Origin of the sequence: Collinsella aerofaciens (genome assembly GCF_015556945.1) — a bacterium.
GTDB lineage: Bacteria > Actinomycetota > Coriobacteriia > Coriobacteriales > Coriobacteriaceae > Collinsella > Collinsella aerofaciens_AO.
Map to the genome: position 1 here is coordinate 1 of NZ_JADNNH010000035.1, position 24,192 is coordinate 24,192.

At 62.3% G+C, this 24,192-nt stretch carries 23 protein-coding genes and 2 tRNA genes; 2 read left to right on the forward strand and 23 right to left on the reverse strand.

The window, feature by feature from the left end; all coding sequences use genetic code 11:
• Positions 1-636, forward strand: a 636-nt coding sequence (locus I2F59_RS09960; protein ID WP_195503929.1) for a transposase, incomplete at its 5' end; no start/stop codon positions are given.
• A gap of 376 nt (positions 637-1,012) precedes the next feature.
• On the opposite strand, the gene I2F59_RS08975 is transcribed toward I2F59_RS09960, so the two are convergent.
• The 23 genes from I2F59_RS08975 to I2F59_RS09085 all read right to left on the reverse strand — a co-directional run bounded on the left by I2F59_RS08975 (position 1,013) and on the right by I2F59_RS09085 (position 22,044).
• Positions 1,013-1,099: transfer RNA gene (locus I2F59_RS08975), tRNA-Leu, on the reverse strand.
• 43 nt (positions 1,100-1,142) lie between these two features.
• A complete protein-coding gene (locus tag I2F59_RS08980; protein WP_055285924.1) occupies positions 1,143-2,060 on the reverse strand; it encodes a TatD family hydrolase in 918 nt (305 codons plus the stop codon).
• Positions 2,050-2,910: a 16S rRNA (adenine(1518)-N(6)/adenine(1519)-N(6))-dimethyltransferase RsmA gene (rsmA, locus tag I2F59_RS08985; RefSeq protein ID WP_195503930.1), complete on the reverse strand. Its 861-nt coding sequence runs from the start codon at positions 2,908-2,910 to the stop codon at positions 2,050-2,052. Before rsmA ends, I2F59_RS08980 begins: the two co-directional genes overlap by 11 nt.
• A 107-nt stretch (positions 2,911-3,017) precedes the next feature.
• Positions 3,018-4,619, reverse strand: a complete 1,602-nt coding sequence (gene metG / locus I2F59_RS08990) for a methionine--tRNA ligase (RefSeq protein WP_161145124.1) — start codon at positions 4,617-4,619, stop codon at positions 3,018-3,020.
• Positions 4,620-4,688: 69 nt separating this feature from the next.
• Positions 4,689-5,567: a 16S rRNA (cytidine(1402)-2'-O)-methyltransferase gene (gene rsmI / locus I2F59_RS08995; protein ID WP_195503931.1), complete on the reverse strand. Its 879-nt coding sequence runs from the start codon at positions 5,565-5,567 to the stop codon at positions 4,689-4,691.
• Positions 5,568-5,573: 6 nt separating this feature from the next.
• On the reverse strand, positions 5,574-6,635 hold the full coding sequence (locus I2F59_RS09000; RefSeq protein ID WP_055309641.1) for a glycoside hydrolase family 5 protein: 1,062 nt from the start codon (positions 6,633-6,635) through the stop codon (positions 5,574-5,576).
• A 651-nt stretch (positions 6,636-7,286) separates the two neighbouring features.
• A tRNA-Phe gene (locus tag I2F59_RS09005) sits at positions 7,287-7,359 on the reverse strand.
• A 123-nt stretch (positions 7,360-7,482) separates the two neighbouring features.
• The gene (locus I2F59_RS09010; protein ID WP_035137167.1) at positions 7,483-7,767 is read right to left on the reverse strand and encodes an ATP-binding protein; all 285 of its coding nucleotides are present in this window, start codon (positions 7,765-7,767) and stop codon (positions 7,483-7,485) included.
• Positions 7,767-8,033, reverse strand: coding sequence for a hypothetical protein (locus I2F59_RS09015; RefSeq protein ID WP_117736226.1), 267 nt, complete (start codon positions 8,031-8,033; stop codon positions 7,767-7,769). The genes I2F59_RS09010 and I2F59_RS09015 overlap by 1 nt, the downstream gene beginning before the upstream one ends.
• 58 nt (positions 8,034-8,091) lie before the next feature.
• Positions 8,092-8,472 carry a DUF192 domain-containing protein gene (locus I2F59_RS09020; protein ID WP_195503932.1) on the reverse strand — a complete coding sequence of 127 codons (381 nt, stop codon included), beginning with the start codon at positions 8,470-8,472 and terminating at the stop codon, positions 8,092-8,094.
• On the reverse strand, positions 8,448-8,924 hold the full coding sequence (locus tag I2F59_RS09025) for a TadE/TadG family type IV pilus assembly protein (protein ID WP_138374418.1): 477 nt from the start codon (positions 8,922-8,924) through the stop codon (positions 8,448-8,450). The genes I2F59_RS09020 and I2F59_RS09025 overlap by 25 nt, the downstream gene beginning before the upstream one ends.
• Positions 8,924-11,077, reverse strand: coding sequence for a hypothetical protein (locus I2F59_RS09030; protein WP_229065424.1), 2,154 nt, complete (start codon positions 11,075-11,077; stop codon positions 8,924-8,926). Before I2F59_RS09030 ends, I2F59_RS09025 begins: the two co-directional genes overlap by 1 nt.
• On the reverse strand, positions 11,049-11,585 hold the full coding sequence (locus I2F59_RS09035) for a TadE/TadG family type IV pilus assembly protein (RefSeq protein ID WP_138113974.1): 537 nt from the start codon (positions 11,583-11,585) through the stop codon (positions 11,049-11,051). Before I2F59_RS09035 ends, I2F59_RS09030 begins: the two co-directional genes overlap by 29 nt.
• Complete coding sequence (locus I2F59_RS09040; protein WP_138113972.1) at positions 11,521-11,739, reverse strand: hypothetical protein; 219 nt, start codon at positions 11,737-11,739, stop codon at positions 11,521-11,523. Before I2F59_RS09040 ends, I2F59_RS09035 begins: the two co-directional genes overlap by 65 nt.
• A gap of 1 nt (position 11,740) precedes the next feature.
• Positions 11,741-11,971 carry a hypothetical protein gene (locus I2F59_RS09045; RefSeq protein ID WP_138113970.1) on the reverse strand — a complete coding sequence of 77 codons (231 nt, stop codon included), beginning with the start codon at positions 11,969-11,971 and terminating at the stop codon, positions 11,741-11,743.
• Positions 11,972-12,267: 296 nt separating this feature from the next.
• Positions 12,268-12,501, reverse strand: coding sequence for a hypothetical protein (locus tag I2F59_RS09050; RefSeq protein WP_089572694.1), 234 nt, complete (start codon positions 12,499-12,501; stop codon positions 12,268-12,270).
• A 10-nt stretch (positions 12,502-12,511) separates the two neighbouring features.
• A complete protein-coding gene (locus I2F59_RS09055) occupies positions 12,512-13,153 on the reverse strand; it encodes a type II secretion system F family protein (RefSeq protein WP_117746903.1) in 642 nt (213 codons plus the stop codon).
• Complete coding sequence (locus I2F59_RS09060) at positions 13,150-14,043, reverse strand: type II secretion system F family protein (RefSeq protein ID WP_229030340.1); 894 nt, start codon at positions 14,041-14,043, stop codon at positions 13,150-13,152. Before I2F59_RS09060 ends, I2F59_RS09055 begins: the two co-directional genes overlap by 4 nt.
• A 5-nt stretch (positions 14,044-14,048) precedes the next feature.
• Positions 14,049-15,377 carry a CpaF family protein gene (locus tag I2F59_RS09065; protein WP_138113966.1) on the reverse strand — a complete coding sequence of 443 codons (1,329 nt, stop codon included), beginning with the start codon at positions 15,375-15,377 and terminating at the stop codon, positions 14,049-14,051.
• Complete coding sequence (locus I2F59_RS09070; RefSeq protein ID WP_161145129.1) at positions 15,374-17,023, reverse strand: nucleotide-binding protein; 1,650 nt, start codon at positions 17,021-17,023, stop codon at positions 15,374-15,376. The genes I2F59_RS09065 and I2F59_RS09070 overlap by 4 nt, the downstream gene beginning before the upstream one ends.
• Positions 17,023-17,682, reverse strand: coding sequence for a Flp pilus assembly protein CpaB (gene cpaB / locus I2F59_RS09075; RefSeq protein WP_227790272.1), 660 nt, complete (start codon positions 17,680-17,682; stop codon positions 17,023-17,025). Before cpaB ends, I2F59_RS09070 begins: the two co-directional genes overlap by 1 nt.
• A gap of 252 nt (positions 17,683-17,934) precedes the next feature.
• Positions 17,935-18,888 (reverse strand): ribosome small subunit-dependent GTPase A, encoded by a 954-nt coding sequence (rsgA, locus tag I2F59_RS09080; RefSeq protein ID WP_195503935.1) that lies wholly within the window; start codon positions 18,886-18,888, stop codon positions 17,935-17,937.
• A 474-nt stretch (positions 18,889-19,362) separates the two neighbouring features.
• The gene (locus tag I2F59_RS09085) at positions 19,363-22,044 is read right to left on the reverse strand and encodes a cation-translocating P-type ATPase (RefSeq protein WP_195503933.1); all 2,682 of its coding nucleotides are present in this window, start codon (positions 22,042-22,044) and stop codon (positions 19,363-19,365) included.
• Positions 22,045-22,484: 440 nt separating this feature from the next.
• Between I2F59_RS09085 and pyk the strand changes: the two genes are divergently transcribed.
• Positions 22,485-23,945, forward strand: coding sequence for a pyruvate kinase (pyk, locus tag I2F59_RS09090; protein WP_138374409.1), 1,461 nt, complete (start codon positions 22,485-22,487; stop codon positions 23,943-23,945).
• Positions 23,946-24,192 lie beyond the last annotated feature (247 nt).

Consider the following 24,192-nt stretch of genomic DNA (forward strand, 5'->3'; position numbering starts at 1 on the left):
AATGCCGACGGGGCGAGGAAGAAGGCCTGGACGAGGGCCCACTGGAGGTGGGTCTCGGAGATCAGGCTCGAGGGGCCGCAGCGCGACGCGCTGGAGTACTACGTCACGGCCGCCCGCTGCGCGGAGTCGGACAGGCGGCAGCTCGAGAGGAGGGTCGTCGCGCTGGCGGGCACCGACCGCTGGCGGGCGACGGTGGAGGCGCTGTCCTGCATCAAGGGGGTCTACACCCTGACGGCCTTCAGGCTCGCGGCGGAGGCCGGGTCCTTCAGCAGGTTCCGCTCGGCGCCGGCCTTCGCGAGCTGGTGCGGGCTGACCCCGTCGGAGCACTCGAGCGGCGAGTCCGAGCGGCGCGGCGGGATAACCAAGGCCGGCAACGCGCTCGCGCGCACGGCGCTCATAGAGTCCGCATGGCACTACTCCACGTGCTCCCCGAGGCCCAAGGCCCCAGCCCCCGGCACCGACGTGCCCCCGGCGATACGCTCTAGGGCGGACGACTGCACCGCCAGGCTCCACCGCCGCCGCGAGGCGCTGGCCGCGGCGGGCAAGAGCGCGTGCAAGGCCAACGCCGCCGTGGCGCGCGAGCTCGCCTGCTGGGTCTGGGAGATCGGGTGCAGGTCCGAGGGGACCGTCCTCTAGCAGCCGGCGACAACCGACTCCCGCCGGGAGGGCCCGCGCCTCGACGCATCGCCGGCGCGAGTTCACGACCTTTTTGATGGGCAGCCCCGGGGCCGCGCCCGACAAAAGACTGGATTCGTACGATAGCGCCGGACGGAGAATCGAAATGCGGTGGGGTGCGCGGACATACCGGGCTGACCGCCGGAAGCGCACCCGCAAGAGCCCGCGGATATTAGCTTGCCAGGCAAGCGTCGACTAAGCCATGCAGCGTGCGCGGGCTCTCCCGACGGGAAACGAAAAAGCCCGGTTTCAAACCGGGCTCGAACGAACATGCCTATTGACAATGGCTTTCTCATATTACAAAAAAGCTCCCATTGCTGGGAGCTCTTTCAATCAATGGTGCGGGCGAAAGGACTTGAACCTTCATGGGGTTGCCCCCATACGGACCTGAACCGTACGCGTCTGCCAATTCCGCCACGCCCGCGTGCAGGAATTAGAATAACGGAGCGCCATCGCGAACGCAAGAACTATTTTTGAAAAAGTTTGCAGGCATTTTCCCAAGCTGCTCGCGCGATTGCCTCAGCATCCTCGCCGGTACGATCGACACGGTCGTTGACCAGCGTGTTTGCCGTAATGGAGATCATTGCGGGCTCGCATTCAAGACCGCGGATGGGCTCCGGAGCCATATACGGGCAATCCGTCTCGAACAAAATTCGATCGAGTGGGGTTGCCGCAAATGCCTCGCGCACATCGTCGTTGCGCTTAAAGGTGGCCGCACCGCCATAGGCGATATAGCAGCCCAAATCCACAAAGCGCTCCATCGTGGCGCGGTCCTCGCCAAAACAGTGCAGCACACAACCAGCCTGGGGCACACCCACCTCGCGCAGCACGTTGTACGCATCAACGTGCGAGGTGCGCTCCCCATCCGAGTCCTCGTGACGCAGGTGCAGCTCCACCGGCACATTGCGGCGCACGGCAAGCTCGAGCTGGCGCGCCATGCAATCAATCTGCACGTTATGGGGTGCCGGCGCGATATCGTCGTCATAGTCCATGTGATAGTCCAGGCCGATTTCGCCAATACCGGCGCATAAGGGGTCATCAAGTGCCGCAACGACCTGTGCATGAACGTCGTCGGTATAGTCCGGCGCGCCATACGGATGCACGCCGGCAAGATACTTGATCTGCGGGATATCCTGCATCGGAAGAATCTCGCGCACCAGCCAGTCGCTATAGTCCGCCACGCTGCGCTTGTCGGCAATGGGGTCGAACATCGTCACCAACAGGTCGACGCCCGCGGCTTTGGCGCGCACGAGCGTCTCGGGCACATCCTTGCCCCAAAACGAAAGCAGATGTGCATGCGTGTCGGCAAGCGGCGCCAAGGGCACGGGACAAGCAACCGTCTTCTTTTTCTTGGTAAACGTCACGCGTTCGGCATTAGGCGTCATGGATTAGCTCCCGGGCCAGACGGACAAAGTCGGCAACATCGAGCGTCTCGGCGCGCGTGGTGGGTGCGATACCGCAAACCTCAAAAGCGGCATCGAGCACGTCCTTGGCAAAACCGTTGGCGCTCATGGAATTGCGGATGGTCTTGCGACGCTGAGCAAATGCAGCATCAATCACGCGGGCCACAAATTCGCGATCGAGCCCCTCGGGCACCACGCCGTCAACACGGTCGATACGCACGACGGCCGAGTCCACGTGCGGCGCCGGCATAAAGCAACGCGGCGGCACCTCAAAGCGACCCGTCACCTGCGCATACAGGCCGAGCTTTGCCGTATAGCCGCCATAGGTCTTGTTGCCCGGCACTGCGGCAATGCGATCGGCAACCTCCTTTTGCACCATGACGACGGCGCGCTTGAGCGCGGGCATCGTCTGGAAGAACTGCAGGATGATTGTCGCCGCCACGTTATAGGGCAAGTTCGCGACAAACACCGTGGGTTCACCACCGGCGGCCTGCTCAATCTGCTCCGGCGTCACTTTGAGCGCGTCGCCCATGATAAAGCGGAAGTTGGCATAGTCAGCGGCGTGAGCATCGAGCACCGGCTCGAGCTCGGGATCTGCCTCAATCGACGTAACGCACGCCGCCTCCTGCAGCAGGGCCAACGTCAGCGTGCCGCAACCCGGGCCGACCTCGAGCACGCGCCCATCGCCCGCAAGCTCAGCGAGCTCACAGATACGTTCGATCACATGGTTGTCGATCAGGAAGTTCTGGCCCAGGCGATGCTTGGTCGCAAGGCCAAACTCCTCTAGCAGCTCCCTAGTTGCCGTGGGGTTTGCCAAAGGCGAAGTTGTCATGGTTGCCTCCTTAACATGGTGGCTGCATCGTAAAGCAAAAGGGCATGGACCGTTGCGGCCATGCCCTTACAGCTAAACAGCAAATTGCCGATATGGCGCGCAGCGGCTTAGCCCAGACGCGGGAACAGCGGCTCGCCCTTCTCGACGGGCTGACCACCGGCAAGCAGGCCCCAAGCGCAAATGCCCTTGAGGTCGTCGCTCGCGGCCTCGTCCTCGCAGGACAGGCGGCGCAGGGCCTCGGCAGAAGTCTGGGGCATGAGCGGCATCAGCAGGTGAGCGGCAATGCGGATGGCCTCGAGCAGGTTGTAGATCACAAACGCCAGCTCGTCAGCCTTGGCCTCGTCCTTGGCAAGCGCCCAGGGCTCGGAGTCCTCGATGTAGTGGTTGGCGGCATGGATGAGCTCCATGACCTCGTCCTTAGCTCCACCATAATCGAGCACGTCCATCTTGGCCATGTAGCGCTCGACCAGACCATCGGCGATCTTTGCCAGCGGGTTGTCGAACGCATCGAACGATGCGGGCTTGGCGGGCGCGCAACCATCAAAGTACTTGCCGCTCATGTTGAGCGAACGCGAGATAAGGTTGCCCCAGCTGTTGGCCAGGTCGGCGTTGTAGACCTGCTCCATGCGATCGAAGCTGATGGCACCGTCGGTGCCGGGGACGACGTCGGTCATAAAGTAGTAGCGATAGCCCTCGACGCCCAACATGTCGATAACGTCCTGCGGAGCGATGGCGTTGCCGCGGCTCTTGGACATCTTCTCGGCCTTGCCGGTCTCGGCATTGCGCACGGTCAGGAAGCCGTGGGCAAAGACATGCTCGGGCAGGGCCTCGCCGATGGCCATGAGCATGGCGGGCCAAATGACGCAGTGGAAGCGGATGATGTCCTTACCCACGATGTGGAACTGCGCGGGCCAGCGATAGGCCAGCTCGGCACGCGCCTCGTCGGTGTCGACACCGTAGCCGACAGCCGTCATATAGTTGAGCAGCGCATCGAACCACACGTAGGTCACGTGACCCTCGTCAAACGGGACCTGAATGCCCCAGTCAAAGCTCGTGCGGCTCACGGAAAGGTCGTTAAGGCCGCCCTCGACAAAGCTGCGCACCTCGTTCATGCGGAACGCGGGCTCGACAAAGTCGGGGTGCTCGTCATAAAGCTTGAGCAGCTTGTCCTGGAAGGCGGAAAGCTTAAAGAAGTAGGACTCCTCCTGCACGCGCTCAAGCGGACGGTGGCAGTCGGGGCACAGGTGCTGGCCGACGCTGCCGTACTCCTCGTCGCCCTTCTGGACCTGCGTATCGGTGAAGTAGGTCTCGTCAGGCACGCAATACCAGCCGTCGTAGCTGCCCTTATACAGGTAACCGGACTCCTTCATGCGCTCCCACAGGTACTGCACGGCATGATGCTGGCGCGGCTCGGTGGTGCGGATGAAGTCGTCGTTGGAAATCTCGAGCTTGCTCCAAAGCTCCTTGAAGTGCGGAGCCTGGCTGTCGGTCCACTCCTGCGGCGTCATGTTGTGCTTGGCTGCAGCCTCGGCGACTTTCTCGCCGTGCTCGTCCATGCCGGTCAGGAACTTGACGTTATAGCCGGCGGAGCGGCGATAGCGAGCCTGAACGTCGGCGATGATGGTGGAATAAGCCGTGCCCAGGTGCGGATCGGCGTTGACGTAGTAGATGGGCGTCGTGATAAAGAACGAAGGCTTGCTTTGATCCATGGGGTTTGTCCTCCAGAAAAACGTTGCATACAGGGGATGATTCTAGCGCAAGGGCTGGATATCCTCCATCTATTGCATATCGAGCACCATGGCATAGACATCGCGCTTGCGGCGCGAATACTTCTGAGACAGGCGCTTGGCCACCGCAGAGGCGAGCTCCCCCTCCTCGAGCGCGGCGCGGATATCCTCGCGCAGGGCCTCATCGGGATCTACTGCCGCTGCGCCAACCGGCGCGATACCGGCGTCCTCGTCCTCACTCGGCGGCGCGATGACCAGCGCAATCTCGCCTTTCACCTCGCCGCGGGCACGCAGCTCCTCGGCAAGCTGGGCGGCAGGCCCACGCAAGACCTCCTCGTGCAGCTTGGTGAGTTCGCGGCAGACGGCAACCTCACGCTGGGGAAAAACCTCGGCCACGGCTTCGAGCGTCGCCACGATGCGATGTGGAGACTCGTAGAAGATGAGCGCACCGGGCACCACGGCAAGGCGTTGCAGCCGACGCACACGGTCACCATGTTTTCGGCCCAAAAAGCCTTCGAAGAAGAAATGCTCGCAGGGAATGCCGGACGACACGAGCGCCGTAACGCACGCAGAGGGACCGGGGATGACCTCAACAGGCACATCGGCCTCGCGCGCCGCCTCGACCAGCGCCTGGCCAGGGTCTGACACGCTCGGCATGCCGGCGTCCGAGGCAAAGGCGAGGGTCTCCCCCGCCAGCAGACGGTCGACCAGACCGGCGGCACGACTTGCAATGACATTTTCGTCGCAGCGGACGAGCGGTTTGGAAATGCCCAGGTTCATCAGCAGCTTTGACGTCACACGCGTGTCTTCGCAGCAAATGGCATCGGCGGCGGCAAACGCCTCGCCAACGCGCGGGGACAGGTCGCCCAGATTGCCGATGGGTGTGCCGACCACATAGAGTTTGCCCGTATGGGCGCTGTTTTGCGTCATATCAACCTATTCAATCATGCCGCGCTCGAGCGTACCGAGTGCCGCGCGGGCGTCCCATGCTGCAATGCGCTTCTCGGTCTTCCACGTTTGGAAGAACCAACCGGCAGCCGGCGCAAACGAAGCCAGCTGGTTGGCGATAAACACGCGCTCGTAGGCATTGCGGCCCTCGGGCGTAACCGACGAGTTGGCAAAGATCGCCGCACCCGACCATTCGCCCACCAGCACGGGGAACCCAGTCGAGATCGCTTCTTTAAGCTCGCGCTTGTTACGCGAAATCGCCGTCGTCAGCCCGCGGGGGCTCGTGATGTCGAGCGCATACTCGTCGCGGTAATGGTACAGGTGAAGGTCCATGTAGACGTTCTTGTACTTGGCACCGCGCATAAAATGCTTCCACTCGCTGGGATGCCCCGACGACGAGAAGACGACGATCTTATCCTCGGGCATATACGAACGGACGAGCTCGTAGGCATCGCGATAGAAATTGCGCAGGTAGTGGGCCGGAATGCCATCCGTCATGGTAAAGAGACTCTTGCGGACACTCATCTGCGGCGTATCCAGCAGCTCAATGCCCAGCAGGCTTTCGGCCTCGCCGTAGCGATCGGCCAGGCGCTCGAGCACGTCGAGTGCGACATGACGACCGTTGGTGGACGAATGCCATTCGGCAACAGCCTCCGGCGTGGTGGGCGAATCGTTGGAATCGCCCTGGCCACCGGGCACAGTTGCCAGATCGAGCAGCACGCGGATGTCGTACTTGGCAGCCCACTCAATTGCACGGTCGATGTAGTCGACAACCGAGATGTAGGACGCATCGGACTCCTGCGAACCAAAGGCATACCAGGGCACCGGCAGACGCACGGCATTGAGACCGATCTGCGCCATGCGGCGAAAATCGTCCTCACTCACAAACGTCTCGTAATGACGGCGCATGCGCTCGTTATAGGCGGCGGTGCCCATGGCCTCCTGCAGCTCGGCCGCGTTGGATGCACCGGTCGCCGCGTATAGCGACGGGGTCACCCAAGGCTCGGGAATAAACCAGCCAGAGAGATTAACGCCGAGTATCCTCTCCATCACTGCCCCCTTCGGATCGTGCAGGCCGAACCTGCATCGTATTGCATAGGAAAAGTATCGTTTTGAGTATACCCGCGCATGCGGACAGACGACCGAACGGTCTGTAAAGTGGCGCAAAAGCGGGAGGAATGTCTGAGCGGGCGGACCCGAGATGTGCACGCACGTCGGAAGTAAGCGCCGGAAAGCGCGTCCCGTTTTTCGCAAAAGACTGGGATGCATTTTCCGTTCGAGGCCTCAACCGGAAAATGCATCCCGTTCTGAGCGCGGGATCTGGGACGCAGTTTCCGCCAAAGGCCGAAAAAGGAAAGCACGTCCCATTCTGACGCGATTCCGGGTCGTGCTTTCCCGAGCGGCCTCAAAGCGGAAAACGCATCCCACTCTGAAGCCAAATTCCGGGACGCAATTTCCGCAGAGCCCTCGATAAAAGAAAAGGACCCCTTTGCAGAGGTCCTAGTCAATTCAAGGTGGCGGGGAAGGGAATCGCGTCCGCGCGCTGCGCGGACGGACCGCTGCGGCGCTTACGCGCCTTGCGAGCTGCGCTGGCAAACGCTTACGCGTTTCCTCAGCTCCGCGCCCTCACGGGGTTCGATTCCATGTGGGGGCTGTATAAAAGAAAAGGACCCCTTTGCAGAGGTCCTAGTCAATTCAAGGTGGCGGGGAAGGGAATCGAACCCCTGACACGAGGATTTTCAGTCCTCTGCTCTACCAACTGAGCTACCCAGCCATTTGAGGTGTGCCTTGTTTCAAGGCTTGATTAGTATAACCAAGGACGCGTTCCGGTCAACCGAGAATTTTAAAAAAGTTTTTGAGCACAGCCTCGGTTCTATAAATCGGCACGTCAGAGGCATCAGCCGGCAGCAAGAAGTTTTTCACTCAGAGCCGCACGGGCAAACTCACTTGGCGTCATCCCCTCGGCAGCCGCCCGTCGACGAATGGCCTCCTTCATTCCCAGAGGAATCTTGACCGACAGCGTTGCCGTCCCCTCACCTGAGAGCGGGGGCCGTCCATGCACGATCCCACCAACGGTGTGTTCGCCATCCGGAAACTCTCCGCGCTCGTACGACTCGCACCACGCGTCAATCATTTCATCCGTTACAACCTGACCATTAGCGGCCGTATACGTCTTGCCCATCATCGACCCCTTTGCCGAGCCTGTTCAATCTCCTGCCAAAATTTCTTCTGGACTGGAGACAAGGCATGAATGATAAGCCACCCACGGACAAGCTCGACCGCGACAAGCTCCACGCTTCGTCCGTCTGGGAGCCATCCAATCGCAAGCCATCTCGGCGGCTCGTCCTTCGACTCGCGACGAATGCACTCAGTAACCGCAAGCCAAGCGCTAAGCACTTGCTTTTCCGTCAGGTGCTTTTTAGCGTTGGGATGAATCTCAACATCCATGCATCTTCTCCTCCATCTTACCCAATTTCGTATGACGAAAGTCCACTGTCGCCAATTCTTAAGCCGGCACGCGTTGGAGAGCAGGGGTCGAAACAATGATTGAAGGACGCTCTAGTACGGCCCAGGCGCCGGGGCAGGAGCACATGCGCCAAGGGCGGACGTTTTCGTAGCGCGCGAGGATATTGCCGTCGCGATCGATGAAGGCGATGTCGATGGGATAGGCCATAAAACACGTATGGACCGAAGAGCAGCGTGGAAACGCCATGACGAGCGGCAGGCCGTTGGCGGCAACCGGACGCCGTCCCAGCATGCCGCGCAGGCGCACGACAAACGACTCCGCCACCACAAACTCGGCCGGCGTCCAACCCAGCCTGTTGAGTGCCCGCGCGTAAGCGATGTAGGACGAGACCGCGGTCACATGACCACCCCCGGATGCCATGGATCGACCGTCACCGCGCGCTCGTGCGACAACGTTGTCGGCGCCCCCAGCGGAACGCCAGCGATGCTGAGAGAAGTCGGCCACGGCTCATAGTGCATGGTGCAGGTGTAGGTCCTAAACGTACCGGATAGGGAGAGCAGGCCACCATCTGATGCCTTCGCGCCTTGCTCGCTCGACACTTCGATCTGCAAGTCATAGCCTTCCATGGCATTCAGAATTTGAGTCTGGACCGTCGCCGAGGCATCGGCAGAGCTTTCGTCGCCCTCCCCCTCCGACGCCACGGCATGCGCTAGCACGATGTCGGGCACCACGCGGTCGAAGCGCGCGACAGCGCCGGCAAAGATCATGACGTTGTACACGATGAGTGCCAGCACCAGCAAAACGGGCGTAACCACTGCCATCTCCACCGTCGCTTGGGCGCGCTCCTCGCGCAGACGCATGCGGATACTCATTACGACCCACCGCCCAGAGCGCCAACCAGCGTGGCGACATCGACGGTGAGCGGGATGGAGCCGCCGCCGGGCAGAGGAATCTCCGCAAGTGTGAACACCGTACCGCTAATGGTGCGTTCGACTTGATATTCCAACGCCTCGCAAAGCGCCTTGGGATCGGTCACGCCCAACGGAATACTTCGCAGTTTGTCTTGCGCTTGAGAGAGACCCGCAATGTCAGACCCCGGACTCTTAATGACGTTGGCAGAATCGGTCAGCACCGGCTTTCGCAGGCGCAAGTCGCACGGTTCCAAACCCAGCGCCGCCACGGACGCCGAAACGGTATCGCCGAGCCACGATGCGATGGAGCCCAACGCGCCGCTGCCCCCTCCTAGGCCTTTAATCATCTCGTCCATAAGTTCGTCGGCCGAACCTTGAATATCACCATATCCTACGAGCAGCCGTCCCCAAACATCCATGACGCCGTCGAGCACGCCGGCAACGCCGCCCGAGCGTTCCTTCAATGTCGAGAAAAATCGCGAAAGCACGTTGTTTTGCGCCGTCGCGTCATCGGGTGCCAGCACCGCGCCAGAGATAGCACCGCGATCGCCAAGCCTGACTGCCGTGTTAAACGAAGAGTTGAGCTCATCGGGGCTCGAGATGGCACCCGAAACCGCAAGGGCAACCACGCCGTTGCGACCGGGCGGGGCGATACGCGGGCGCTCGCCGGAAAGCTCCTTGATGGCCTGGTCAAACGCATTGCCCGCACGGTCGGCCTCATCCTCGGTCTGACGCTCGAGCTCGAGCTCTTTGTTGCGGCATTCGACGTAGTCTTCCAGGGCCTCTTTGAATCGATCAAAGTGGTACTCAAAGCCGTTTTCGATAGAAGTCGAAGGAGCCGCAACGGCACCGAGCGACGAAACACCAAAATGGCATCTATTGCATTTGTCCTGCCCGTCATAAGCAGCAACCGAGGCCAGCCCGCATGGCGCCCCCTTCTTATAGTTGGGGCAACTCGTTCCGTAATGCAGATACGTCTTGCCATCGATGGCACTGGTTGGCCACACCGTATCGGTATAGAGTTCCGTCGCTCGCACCTCGTCAGTGTTGCGCGGCAACAGCGGGATATAGGAAGCGACTTCATCTCCGTCCTCAGTTACATATGCACGATTGACCTCTGTACTCGCATAGGTGTAAAACGCCTTGCGCGCCGCCGACTCCGCCTTCGTCTCGACGCTTGAACCCTGCGGTTTTTCGTCTGCCAGGCGTTGACGGTAGTAGGTCTTCGCGCGGTCGAGCGCCACCTGTGGCTCCCACGAAATGCTCGAGGCATAATGCGGGTTCTGCTCACCCGAGAGCTTTGCCAAACTCCTCGTACGTTCCCACATGCATGAACAGCTACCGACCGAAGCCGGAACCGATCCACCGCAATCCGCAAGCCAGGCGCGTTCTTTTGCTTTCGCCGTCTCCTCCAAGGCCTTCTGCAGCTCATCTGCTGTGCGCTCCAGATCTTTCGATGTGTCTTTAATGGCATCGGTCGAGATCTCAGAACCCTCGAGCGCAACGAAATCCGACTCGGACGTCCTGGGCACGGCAAGCGCCGTACCGGTATAGGTCACACTATCGGTATCCTGCGCCGACACCGCCTGCGTGGCACGCGCGGCAATCAGATACGGCAGAGCCGTCTCGATTTTCTGCAAGCCTTCCGATGCGCTTTTGGCAAACTTGTTGCGCGTTTTAATGATCTCAATCCCGGTGTCGACCATATTGCCGGCAACTGGTTCGGCACCCGGGATGAGGATGGCGACCAGGCCCGTCCCGATCGTGGCAAACCCCGCTAGCCCCAGACTCAAGATGCTCGCATCAACCACCGTGGCAGCCGTGTGATAGGACGACACTACGTTGGCACCCGCCAGCGCGCCGCTATCGGCCGCCACCTGGGTGTCCCCCGCGCGCGACATGCTCCATATCGCCGCGGTCGACGAAAACAACAACGTGAGCACCACTAGGATGACCACGGCAGAAGAAAGCGTGGTGTAGGCACCGTCTTCGATAAACAGGTCGATACCGGCGCGGCCCATAAAGCCGCCTCGCTTGCGATGGCAGCTCGGACGGCGCGTCAAAACGCGTCTAGACCAGAAACGCTTAATCCCATGCAGCAATCCACGAATCATAATCTCCCTCCAGCCATTCGGGACGTGATTGATACGAGACATCGACCTTGAGCTCAACGTAGCCACCCTCGGCGGTACCACCCATAGCCTGCGCAAACGCACCGATCACAGGCAACGGCTTGACCTCGCCGGAAACGGACACGGACGAGACGCCACCCGCATCGGCCCGGCTAAGCTCGATATCCCACGACAACGGCCCGCCGGCATGAAAGATCGAAACGTTGGGCACTGCGGCAAGCCGGCGGCGGGTGAACTCCTTAAGATCGTCGTCCTCCGCCGTCGTCGTGATCATGAGCCGCGCGGTCTCGGCGGCGGCAGACTCCATGACCGCGCGCGTATAAAGCAGGCACACCGGTTGCAGTGCGAGAAGGATGAGCGTCAGAAACGTCGGCAGCAAAAAAGCGGCCTCGACCGTAGACTGCGCCCAGTCCTCGCGCGCGATATCAATACAACGCGATGTCCTTAGCGCCCGCAGCGGCGTCGATAACCGACGTCGAGGCAACGCCATGGGATGCCGCCCGCTCAACCAGCGCCGCCAAGCGTCCATCGGTGCCAGCACGCCAAAGTCCCACAATCGCCAGCACGATCGATAACAGCGCCACCGTGACGATGGCGTATTCCACAGTCGCTTGGGCAGATTCCTCGCGCAGGACGTCATGCATTTCACGACCCCTCCTTTGAGTTCGATGCCTGCGGGCTCAGGCGGATCACGCGCAGGCGGCACGAGGCATCGCCGGCATCCGCGGCAACCGTCACCATATCGACCCAGCCGCGCCCATCGCGCACGATGGCGCCCCATACGTTGCCCTTAATATCAAGATAGCCGCTCAGGGCGAGCTGGGCCGTTGGCACCTCGCGGTAGGCGCGTAACATATCCGCCGCTGCCTCGGTCATCGGTCGGTCCTCAGACCATGCAAGCCGGACCGTAATCGCGTTGTCCCCAGGCGAATCCGTCGCAGTGCCAGACCGCTTGTCGAGCGTCCGCAGAAAGGTTTGCGCCGTGACAGCGACATCCGAATCGTCCGCATCTCGCATCTCATCTTTTTGAGACGCCACCGCCGAATCTGAGCCCGAATCGAAGGCGGCCCCAGGACGCTGCTGCCGCGCGGCGTTAAGCCCCCAAAGCACCGCCGCTATCGCCACGGTCAGGCAAGCAAACACCAGCAGCACCCCGATGGGGCGCTCGCCCTCTACAGGCTGTTGATGCCCTCGCTGATAGCGTTCCATAGATCTTGGACCTTGCCCTTAAATGCGACGATGGCGATAATCGCGATCACCACGAGCACGCCGACCAAGATGGCATACTCGGTGGTACCCTGTGCACTCTCCTCCTGCAGTAGCTCCTTGGCGCGCTGACGAACATGTGCCGCCCGGCAAAACGCCCAGCCCTGGACCTTGCCAGCAGCGTCAGTCATCGTGTTCATGTATTCCTCCCTACATCATCCCGCCTGCTCCCAGCAGCGGGCCCAATATGGACAGAAGCAACGCCGGCAAGATGAGCGTGCCGGTGGGAATCAGCAGCTTGACGGGCGCACGCTCAATCTCGCGCTCGACCGCGGCGCGATGAGCCGCACGGATCTCGCGACTTTGAGCGGCCAGTGTCTCGGCAAGTGGGGCACCCAGGGCGAGTGCCTGCCCCACCGTAATGGCAAAGGTCTCGAGCGCTCGCACGTCCAGGTCGCGCGCGGCGGCCAACAACTCGTCCTCACGCGTGCCCACGCCCACCTGCCACGCCATGCAGGCCCGCTCAAGGCGAAGAGCCAGCACTGACCGGCGGTTGGCGCAGAAAATCTCAAGCGCCGCATCAAACGAAAGGCCGGCCGAAAGACCCAAGCGCACAACATCGATCATCTCGGACACTTCGCCGAGCGACACTCGCGCCGGGCCGCCCGCTCCAACCGCGCCCTTCACTCGCGCGGTCAGGGCATCGACCACCGAGCGACCCGCGGCAGCGACCAGCACCGCCTCGCGCTTGCAGGCCCCTGCGATCTTGCGCGCATCCGCCCGATCCAAACCCGTCGCGACAAATACACTCAGGGCACACAGGCAAGCCACAACTGCAACCAGGGCGCTCATAGCTCCACCCGCATAATGCGCCGGATAACCACCAGGGCAACGACGTTGAGGGCTAGACCCAGCACCACAGCGCCCGCACCGGCAGGCGTCGCAAGACCGCGACGAAAATCTGCCGAAAGCAGCGCCAACACCGCGCACATGCCCGCCGGCATCGCCGCGACCATATGCGCAGACATGCGAGCCTGCGACGTCTTAACATCCAGGCGGCGCTTGAGCTCAATGCGCTCCCCCACCATGCTCGACGCCTCGGACAGTAAGTCGGCAAGCGGAGCACCGGTGCGCTGAGACACCTTAAGCGCCAAGGTCACAAGCGAAAGGCCGGGGGCGTCGATGCGCACGAGCAAGTCATCGAGCGCGTCGGTCGCCGAGATGCCGCAATCGATCGCCGCCGCTACCCGCAAAAACTCGGTATGCACCGGTTCTTGCGCATGAGCGCCCACAAAGCGCATGCCCTGGGCCAGCGAATGTCCCGAGGCAAGCGACATGGAAAGTGCGGTAAACGCCTCGGGCATGGCCTCTTCTGCATCGTGTTGCTCGCGCCGGCTCTCAAAGCCATCCCGAGCGGCGCCAGCGGCAATCGGAGCAACAAGTCCCAAGGCAAACCCGAGGGGCGATAACGACACCATCGTTAGCAAAACGCAGCAGACACCGCTCGATAGCAGCAGAAACGCCAAACGCCCCGAAGCATCTTCGATCACGAGGCCAAGGCGACGCGCCGGAGCCAGCGATGCCCACGAACGGGCAATCTTTTTCAGCAGATCGTTTTCCACCAACTCACGCGGCAGCTTCTCTGCCACCGTCTCGAACGCCTGACGCGCCAGCTCCGCCGGCGGCACCTGCGGCACACGAGGTTCCGCCCCGCACGCCGTCGCGACAGAAAACCCTGCCAAACCCCCTACGACGAGGGGCACAGCGACCTCCATTCGTCCACCTCCTCTTGTGTGAGCGTCCCCGACCGCAGGCCTTCTGCGATAAACGGCGGCTCGCGGTCAAGCGTCCAGGTGCGCTCGGCGGCATCGAAAGTCACATAGCGCTCGAGCTCTACGCCGCCCGACGCGGCACGACGCACCCCCGAATACGAGGAGACGAAGCGCCTGCCATCGGCGTGGCGCTCGGACATCACGATGCCGTCGAGCGCCATGGCAATCTGCTCTTCGATGAGCTCGCTCGGCAGATCGATGCCATAACGTGCAAGCAACGTCAGACGCACCACGGTCTCCTGCTCGGAACCCGCATGAAGCGTGGTGAGCGACCCGTCGTGGCCCGTGTTCATGGCCTGCAACATGTCGCAGCACTCGGCACCGCGCACCTCGCCCACCACGATGCGGTCGGGGCGCATGCGCAGGGCATTGGTCACCAGGTCGCGGATCGTCACCGCGCCCTCGCCCTCAATTGAAGCCTCGCGCGCCTCTAGACGCACCACGTGCGGATGATGCGCAAACTTGAGCTCGGCAGAGTCCTCGATCGTCACGATGCGCTCGCCGGTGGAAATCTCACATGACAACGCGTTGAGCAGGGTGGTCTTACCAGATCCCGTGCCTCCCGCAACCGCCAGGTCCTGTCGCAGCGACACCGCGCACGACAACAGCTGCGCATACCAAAGCGGCAGCGACCCCAGCCCCACAAGCTCGTCCAGCGAGCAGATGCGGTCCGAGAACTTTCGGATGGTGAGAATCGGTCCGTCAATCGCCACAGGCGGAATCACCGCGTTGACGCGATAGCCCGTTTTGAGGCGGGCGTTGACGATGGGGCTGCGCTCGTCGATACGGCGGCCAAGTGGCGAGATGATGCGGTCGATAAGCACACGGATCTGTTCATCATCCTCAAACGCATGCTCGATGGGGTGCAAGACGCCGCCGCGTTCAAAGAAAGCCGAGCGGCAGCCGTTGATCATGATCTCGGTAACGGTGTCGTCCTCGATGAGCGGCTGCAACGGCCCCAGGCCCACTACGTCATCCAAAATCTCGTCGATGATGGTCTCGCGCTCGGTCGTCGCGAGATCGGTCGGTTCCTCAACATTGAGCGCCGCCTCCACCGCGGGACGCAATTCCGAGCGGGCAAGTGCCGGGTCGATATAGGCGCTGATACGCGCCACTTCGTCGTAACCCATGCGGTCCATCACGGCGCACTTGGTGCGTCGTTTCACCGCGCGGCGACGCCCCGCATCTACAGGCGCTGCCCCCGCTGCAGCGCCGGCAGCCTTAATCCTCGTTTGCAGGCTCATCGCTGATCACCCTCGCGCGACCAGGGAAGGCGGATACGCGGGCGTTCGGTGCGCGTTGCACGGTCGGCGACCATATCGCTCCAAGGGCCGACGGCGCACCCCAGTTCCACGAGCATCTCGCGCGTGGCCTCGCGCACGCTGGTCGCAAAAGCGCTGGTCTGCCCCACTGCCTCATCAGCGCGCCCAAACGCCATGAGCGCGGCGAGATCCTGCCCGCCATCGGCGATACGAATCTTGGAGCTCAACGCACAGGCAATCTCAAAGCGCATGGCGACGTCCTCGTCTGCCCCGCGCGCACCGAACCGGTTGAACACGGCGCTCATGCGCGTGCGCGGCACACCTACTCGACTTGCCAGTTCAATGACGCGCGACGCCGATGTCGCGGACGACACCGCAGCATCGCCAACGATCAGGCAGCGGTCGCTCGCCGCCACCGCAGCCGCCACGGCGTCGCCCCAAAAGACCGAGGTATCGATAAAGACTACGTCGGATTCGCGACGCAAAACATCAAGCAGTAGCTCCACCGGACGTGCCATGAGCTCGGCTTGCTCGGGCGCCGCAACGGGACCCCAGAGCGTAACGCCTGGCGCCACGCGCATCGATGTGGCTACGATATCCGGCTCGGTGAGCGCGCCCGCCGCCGCCGGCTCGATAAGTGCCGCCATATCGCGCGGAGCATCGACGCCTAACAAGTCGTAAAGGTTTCCAAACATCAGGTCCAGGTCGAGCACGGCGGCACGCAAGCCCAACAGCGACGATGTGTGTGCCATGGTGGCAACGATCGTCGACTTGCCGCAACCGCCCGAACCCGAAATGGCGCAGATGACCGGAGCTCGATGCTGCGGAGCGGCAGCGTCTGCCGGCGGCATCGGAGGCGGCGGGGCGGGCGTCGGCGACAGCGTCCCCGTCTCCCCCGCCGCAACCACACGCTGCGTCCAAGCCGGCATGGCAGCTTGTTCGGTCTGCAAGGCAGGCTCGTTCTGTGCAATCTGCTCATGCTGCATCAGCGACAACTCGCCGCACCCGGCAAAGCCCTCAACTTCGTCGAGTTCATCCGCCAGATTCACGCCGTGCACGTATCCCATATCTACAGCCGGGGAGTCGCCAGCATGCTGTGCCGGCCCTCCAGCGTCATCGTATACAAGGGGGTTCCGGGGGCGCCGACCATGCTCGGCTTCCGCTTTTCCATAATCATCAACACGCGGGCCTCTTGTAGCGCGAGGCGCCCCGGGTTCCCTATCAACAAAAGCATCGGGCTCAATCGTCATGCGCCGATCGGAATCAACCGCTCCCTCGCCCGCGCGCCCGTTGCCGCATATACTGTGCGCAGCGATGACCTCGGTCGCCCCCGCGCGAAACAGTCCCTCGATATCCGACGGATCGAGCGCTTCTATCAACACGACCACGCGACTCACGCGGCCTTCGGCCGTCAGGCGCGCAACAGTCTTGCGCACATCTTCGATATCAAACAGAGACGCCGCGATGATGGCAGCCCCGCGGCGCGACGGAAACGCCCGCGCCATGGAAACCAGCCCGTCCAGGTCACCCACGCGAAGCACCTGTGCACCCGCATCACGGCCCTCGACTTCCTGCTGCAACAGCCCGTAATCGCCGCACGCGCAGCACGCAAGCCAGATCGCCTTCATCACTCGTCGCCTCCGCTCTTTTTGCCGCGCGCCGTGGCGGGAATCGTCAAGCTGACCGTTCCCTTGCCCGAGGCTCCCAGCAGTTCCTTGACGTCTTCGGGGTCAGCCGCCAGCGTCACCCATTCGATCTTGCCCTCGCGCGTGGCACCGGAATTCTCACTGGTATCGATCACGTGCGCGCCGCACAGTCGATCGGTTACGCCATCTTTTTGCACGTACACGTCCACATAGCTGCCCACGCCCGTGGCACCGCCGACCGAGTGCTCGGCATCGACCGCCACCGAAACGGCGACCTTGCCCTTAGGCACCTCGAGCTTGTGGCTCTCGGCCTTGGTGTAGACATTGCAGATCACGGCGTTTTTGGGAATACGCGAAGTCGTCACGTCGCCGCGCACCTGGCGCAGCTCGGTCGCCGCGTCACGCGGCAGCAGGCTCGTCAGCCATTCCTGGGTTATGACATTGGTCTCATCGAGGGTCTCGCCCACATCGATATCGCGCGCCGCGACGCATACCTCGACGCGATCGCCACCGTACTTGGCCAAGGTCTCAGCCTGGACCTGTTCGGCTTGCGAGCGGATCGACGAGCCGTAAACCATGCAGAGCAGAGCAGCGAGCACGCCCGCGACCAGACTGATGGCGATGCGCTTGCTCTTGTTCACGGCCGCTCCTCTCATGGCAGTGCCGGGCGAATGCCCGTACCACCATTGTCTGGGCGGTCAGAGTGCAAAGCGGCGCAATCGCGATCTTGGTTTTCGATGTCAAACCAATCGCCGACCAAAAGCTGACCAGCCCGTCAAGCTCATGGCAAGGTTTTGGTCAGCACGTCAGCAAACTGCATGTTTCGAGGCTTTTCCGCAGCAAAAAAGCCGTCTCCCGAACAGTTGGGAGACGGCTGTCATAGGAAAAATCAATTACAGATGAACATCGGGATCGAGTATTTGAGCGCTCACGCGCATGGATGACGCCAGGTTTTGGAACGTTTCCAGCCGCAGGCTGTCGATCTGCCCGGCGTCCTCGGCCTCGCGAACGGCGCAGCCCGGCTCATGGGTATGTGTGCAATCGCCAAACCGGCACGCGCGCGATGCCTCGACAATCTCGGGGAAGGCGCGCGCCAGACCCCGCTCGTGACCCACGAGCGGTAGACTGCGCAGGCCCGGGGCATCGGCGATCACGCCGGCGTCGCCCGGCAGCGCCACCATCACGCGCGCGACGGTAGTGTGACGGCCCTGGTCGTCGCGTTCGCGCACACCGCCGGTCGCCAACGTATCGTGGCCCAGCAGTGCATTGAGCAGCGTCGACTTGCCGGCACCCGACTCGCCCAGAATCATGGCGCAGCTCCCGGCAGGCACGCAGGCACGGACCTCGTCCAGGCCGCGGCCCTCGGCAGAGGACGTCACGATCACGCGCACGTCCGGACCCACCAGGCGGCGCACGCGGTCCAGATCGCGCTCGAGCTCCTCGGCATCGCAGCGGTCAGCTTTGGTAAGCACCACCACCGGCTCGGCATCGCAGTCAAGCGCCAACACCAGCGAGCGCGCCACGCGGTCGAGCAGCACCTCACCGGCACCGAGCGCCTGCACGATTAGCACGCTATCCACGTTGGAGCAGAGCACCTGGCGCTCTCCACGGGCACGGCCGCGCCAACGCTCAAAGCTCGTACGGCGCGGCAGCACGCACTCAATCACGCCCATATCGTGCCCGGGAGCGCGGCGCACCGCCACACGGTCGCCCACGGCAGGCAGCAGGACCTCGTCCTCGCCGCGCGACTTGGCAAACCCCACGGCATGCTCGGCGCGGAAGGTATCGTCGGCAGTCGCCACCAGCGGAAACCCGCGATCCAGGCGAATAACGGCACCCAGCCGCATCTGCTCGGGCTCCTCGGCATGTGCGCAGAAATCATCAAAGGCAGTCTGCTGGGCTTCATCGACCGGCAGATCATCAAACGCCGGGACATCCTGCAGCGCATCGAGCCCCGGTACGCTCGCCAACAACTCCTCGGCAGACGCGGGGGCCTCGGTCGCAAGCTTCCGACGACGATCGCGCTTAGCCCGCGCCCCCGTCGTCTTTTTCTTCGCCTTAGCCTTCGCCTTGCCCACAAGCGCCTCCCAGCACCACAAATCACAACTGAGCAGGTATTTTACCCACAAAAAAGAGCTGGTCGAGCAAACGCTCGACCAGCTCACATACTTTCCCTTAGCCCTTTTCATCCGCGCGGGAGAAAAGCCAGCAAGGATACCGCAGGGCCCGCCCCGGAAGCCCTTTCTCCCGAACGATCCCGCAGCGCGAAGCGCGAGGACCAGTGAGGGAGAAAGGGCGTGGGGCGGGCCCGGACGAGAGCGTTACTCCTTCTCCACAGCGCGCATGATCGCCTTGTAGATCTCCATCAGCGGGATGATCAGGAAGGCCAGGCCCAGCGCGGCAAGAACGCCCTTGAGCTCAAGCGTCACAGGGCCAAAGAACATCTCGGCAAGCGTCGGCTGTACGGTCACGATCACCGTCAGCACCAGCGCCAGCGCAGCGGAAGCCCACAGCCACTTGTTCTGCTTCTTCATGGTGAACAGCGACGCACGACGGCTGCGCATATTGAAGCAGTGGAAAATCTCGACCATGTTGAGCGTGATGAACGCCATCATCACGCCTTCCTCGTCGGCATTGCCGGCGATCATATCAGCGATGTGAATGTAGCCCATGTCAAAGTACACGCCCACAAAGAAGCTCGCCAGCACCAGCGCGGTGATGATCAGACCCTGGACCACGCAGTCCAGACCCATATGTCCGGCGAAGACACCGTCCTTAGCGTTGCGCGGCTTGCGCTTCATAATGTCGCCCTCGGCGTCCTCCATGCCCAGCGCGAGCGCGGGGAAACAGTCGGTAACCAGGTTCACCCACAGCAGCTGCACCGGCTGGAAGATGGTAAAGCCGATGAGCGTGGCGATAAACACCGAGAAGACCTCGGCAAGGTTTGCCGAAAGCAGGAACTGGATGACCTTGCGGATGTTGTCGTAGATGCGACGGCCCTCTTCGCAGGCACCGATGATGGTGGCGAAGTTGTCATCGGCAAGCACCATGTCGGCGACGTTCTTGGTGACGTCGGTACCGGTGATGCCCATGCCAACGCCGATGTCGGCGCGCTTGATGGACGGGGCGTCGTTGACGCCGTCGCCCGTCATGGCCACGATCTGGTCGCGCGACTTCCAAGCCTCGACGATGCGGGTCTTGTGCTCGGGCTGAACGCGGGCGTACACGCCGTAGTCCTCGATGTGCGCGTCGAGTTCCTCGTCGCTCATGCGGTCGAGGTCGGCGCCCGTGATGGCCTGGCTGCGATCGGTGACGATACCCAGCTGCTTGGCGATGGCCACGGCGGTGTCGATGTGGTCGCCCGTAATCATGACGGTGCGGATACCGGCATCGTGGGCCTCGCGGATGGCGTCGGCGACCTCGGGGCGGACCGGGTCAATCATGCCGGACAGGCCGCAGAAGACCAGGTCGTGCTCGAGCGCAGCGGGGCTGCAGTCGGCCGGGACCTCGGTGTAGGTGCGGCTTGCCAGCGCCAGCACGCGCAGGGCCTCGTCGGCCATGGCCTTGTTGGCGGCCACGAGCTCGGCGCGACGCTCCTCGGTCAGCGGAACGACCTTGTCGCCCTCGTAGATATGGGTGCACAGGCCGATCACCACGTCGGGCGCGCCCTTGGTGTACTGCTCATACTCGCCGTCCAGGGTCTCGACGACCACGGACATCATCTTGCGGCCCGAGTCAAACGGGGCCTCGCCCACGCGCGGATGCTCGGCAGTCAGGCCAGTGAGCCCCGCCTTGCCGGCATCGTTGACGAGCGCACACTCGGTCGGCTCACCCACGGCCTCGCCCAGCTCCTCGTCCCACTGGGCGTCGGAGCACAGAGCCATGCCGGCCAGGAACTTCTCCTTAGGCGCAGCGAGCTCGTGCTTGACGACGGTCATCTTGTTCTGGGTGAGGGTACCGGTCTTGTCGGAGCAGATGGTCTGCGTGCAGCCAAGGGTCTCGACGGCAGAGAGCTTGCGGATAATCGCCTGACGCTTGGCCATCTTGGTCACGCCGAGCGACAGCACGATGGTCACGACGGCAACCAGGCCCTCGGGGATGGCGGCGACGGCAAGCGAGACAGCGACCATAAAGGTGTCGAGCAGCGCGGTCGGATCGGTGAGAACGTTGCCCACGCCGTGGCGGATGATGTCGACGCCAAAGATGACGACGCAGATGACGATAACCATGATGGTGAGGATGCGGCTGAGCTCGGCGAGCTTCACCTGCAGCGGCGTGAGCTCTTCCTTGGCCTCGGCCAGGGCGCCGGCGATCTTGCCCATCTCGGTGTTCATACCGGTGCCGACCACGACGGCGCGACCGCGGCCGTATACCACGGTGGAACCCATGTAGCACATGTTCTTGCGGTCGCCGAGCGGCACGTCGTCGGTGCCGGCGGCGAGCTCAATGACGTTGGCATGCTTCTCGACGGGCACGGACTCGCCGGTAAGGGCGGCCTCCTCGATCTTCATCGTGGCGCTCTCGAGCACACGGCAGTCGGCCGGGACGGAGTCGCCCGCCTCGAGCATGATCACGTCACCGGGCACGAGCTCGGCGCTCGGCAGGTGCACGAGCTTGCCGTCGCGCAGCACCTTGGACTGCGCCGCGCTCATCTCCTGCAGGGCCTCGAGAGCCTCCTCGCTTTTAGCCTCCTGGACCACGCCCAGCACCGAGTTGACGATAACGACGAACATGATGATGGCGACATCGGCAAAGTCCGCCTCGCCCTTGACCATGCCCGTGAGCGCGCTGATGACGGCGGCAACGATCAGCATGATGACCATGGGGTCGGCCATCTGCTCAAAGAAGCGCTTCCACAGCGGCGTCTTCTCGGCTTCCTCGAGCTTGTTAGGGCCTGTCTTAGCGAGGCGCGACGACGCCTCGTCGTCGCTCAGGCCGAGGTTCTCATCGACACCTTGGTCGCTGAGCACCTCCGCCGCGGCGGACAGGTATTCCTTTTGCATATAGAGTCCCCTCCTGGGATTCGGGCCACTCAGCAGATTGATGCCCGATCATAATTCCCAGGAGAAGGGCAAGGGCTCATCAAGGCTGCCGTGCTGAGCGGCAGTTGATAGTGGAGCTATGGTACCCCAAAGCAACGCGTCTAGCCAAAACAATCCATTTGGAAATATGGTCCATAAGCAACGGTGCAGACCGTGTGATACTCAATACTGATAAAACGTTTTTTCTTCGGCGCATCATCAAATTGAAATATCGCCAGATAGCAGCGGTTAGAACGGTTGGTAAAGTTTTTGCATATACCGTTTTTCCGCAAAAAATGAACTTCTAATTCGGCATACGGTCGATTTTTTGGGGTATTCGGACGCCATTTCGTTATAATCAACTCGGTTTTATTTCTTATGGTTTATCTATCAGCGCAAGACGATGTCAGATGGAGGTCTGAATGTACAAGCGCACCAAGATTGTATGCACCATGGGTCCCGCCTGCGATAGCGACGAGACCATCCGCGAGATGATCAAGGCGGGCATGAACGTCGCCCGTTTTAACTTCTCGCACGGCTCCTACGACGAGCACCACGGTCGCATCGAGCGCGTCCGTCGTATTTCCAAGGAGCTCGGTATGCCCGTCGGCATCCTGCTCGACACCAAGGGCCCCGAGGTCCGCACCGGCCTTCTGGTCGACGGCAAGAAGGTTGCCGTCAAGACCGGCGACAAGATCGTCGTCACCGCTCAGCCCACGACCGAGGATTTCCACGGCACCTCTGAGCACATCTCCCTCGACTACCTGGCTCTGCCCTCCGAGGTCGAGAAGGGCTCCCTCATCCTGATCGATGACGGCCTGGTTGCCCTCGAGGTCGAGTCCGTCGACGGCCAGGACATGACCTGCGTCGTTAAGAACGACGGCCTGATCGGCGAGCGCAAGGGCGTCAACATGCCCAACGTCAACATCTCGCTGCCCGCCATCACCGAGCGCGATCGTCAGGACATCCTCTTTGGCCTGACCGAGAACATCGACTACATCGCCGCTTCCTTCATCCGCGACGGCGAGTCCGTCCGCGGCATCCGCGAGCTTTGCCGCGAGAACGGCGGCGAGCACGTGACGATCTTCCCGAAGATCGAGTGCGCCCTGGGCGTCGAGAACTTCGACGAGATCCTCGAGGCTTCCGACGGCATCATGGTCGCCCGTGGCGACCTGGGCATCGAGATCAAGCCCGAGCTCGTTCCGCACATCCAGAAGGAGATCATCGCCAAGTGCAACGCGGCCTACAAGCCCGTTATCACCGCTACGCAGATGCTCGACTCCATGCAGCAGAACCCGCGCCCGACGCGCGCCGAGGTTGCCGACGTTGCTAACGCCATTTACGACGGCACCGACGCCGTTATGCTGTCCGGCGAGTCCGCTGCCGGTAAGTACCCGGTCGAGGCCGTCAAGATGCAGGCCAGCATTGCTCTCGAGACCGAGAAGTACCTCCCGGCCCACGCTCCGCTCGAGGTTCCGGCCGACGCTCATGGCACCCGCGTCGTCAACAACGTTGTGGGTATGTCCGCTGTGAACATGGCCACCACCGTTGGCGCCAAGTGCATCACCGTGCCGACGACCACCGGTCGTACCGCTCGCCTGATTTCGCACTTCCGTCCCAACATGCCGATCTGCGCGTTCTCCCGCCACGAGTGGGCCGTCCAGCAGATGATCATGTACTGGGGCGTTATCCCGCATCAGGCCGAGATTACCCAGGGCACCGTCAACGGCACGATCGTCAAGGCGATCGAGACCGCTAAGGAGCTCGGCTACGTCGAGGCCGGCGACCTGACCGTCGCTACCGCCGGCGATCCCCGCATGAGCGTCCAGCTCGAGGACAAGGTCTCCTCGACCAACGTCGCTTACGTCGCTCAGGTGCGCTAAAACGCACTTGCAAGCATACTTGCATTGCAAAGGGCCCGGAAGGCTTCGCCTTCCGGGCCCTTTTTCTGTGCCAATGCCGCCGCACGGCAAAACACGCACTCATTTCTTTACCAAAAGCGCGAAATCCACCCTTCGAGGCCCAAAAAATAAAGCCCCAAGCGCTAAAAGTGGGTAGTGTCGAGAAAGTTGGTGTAAGGGCCCTTGCGGCCCCTGTGTCCGATATCCGGAATCAGTTGATATCCTAGGC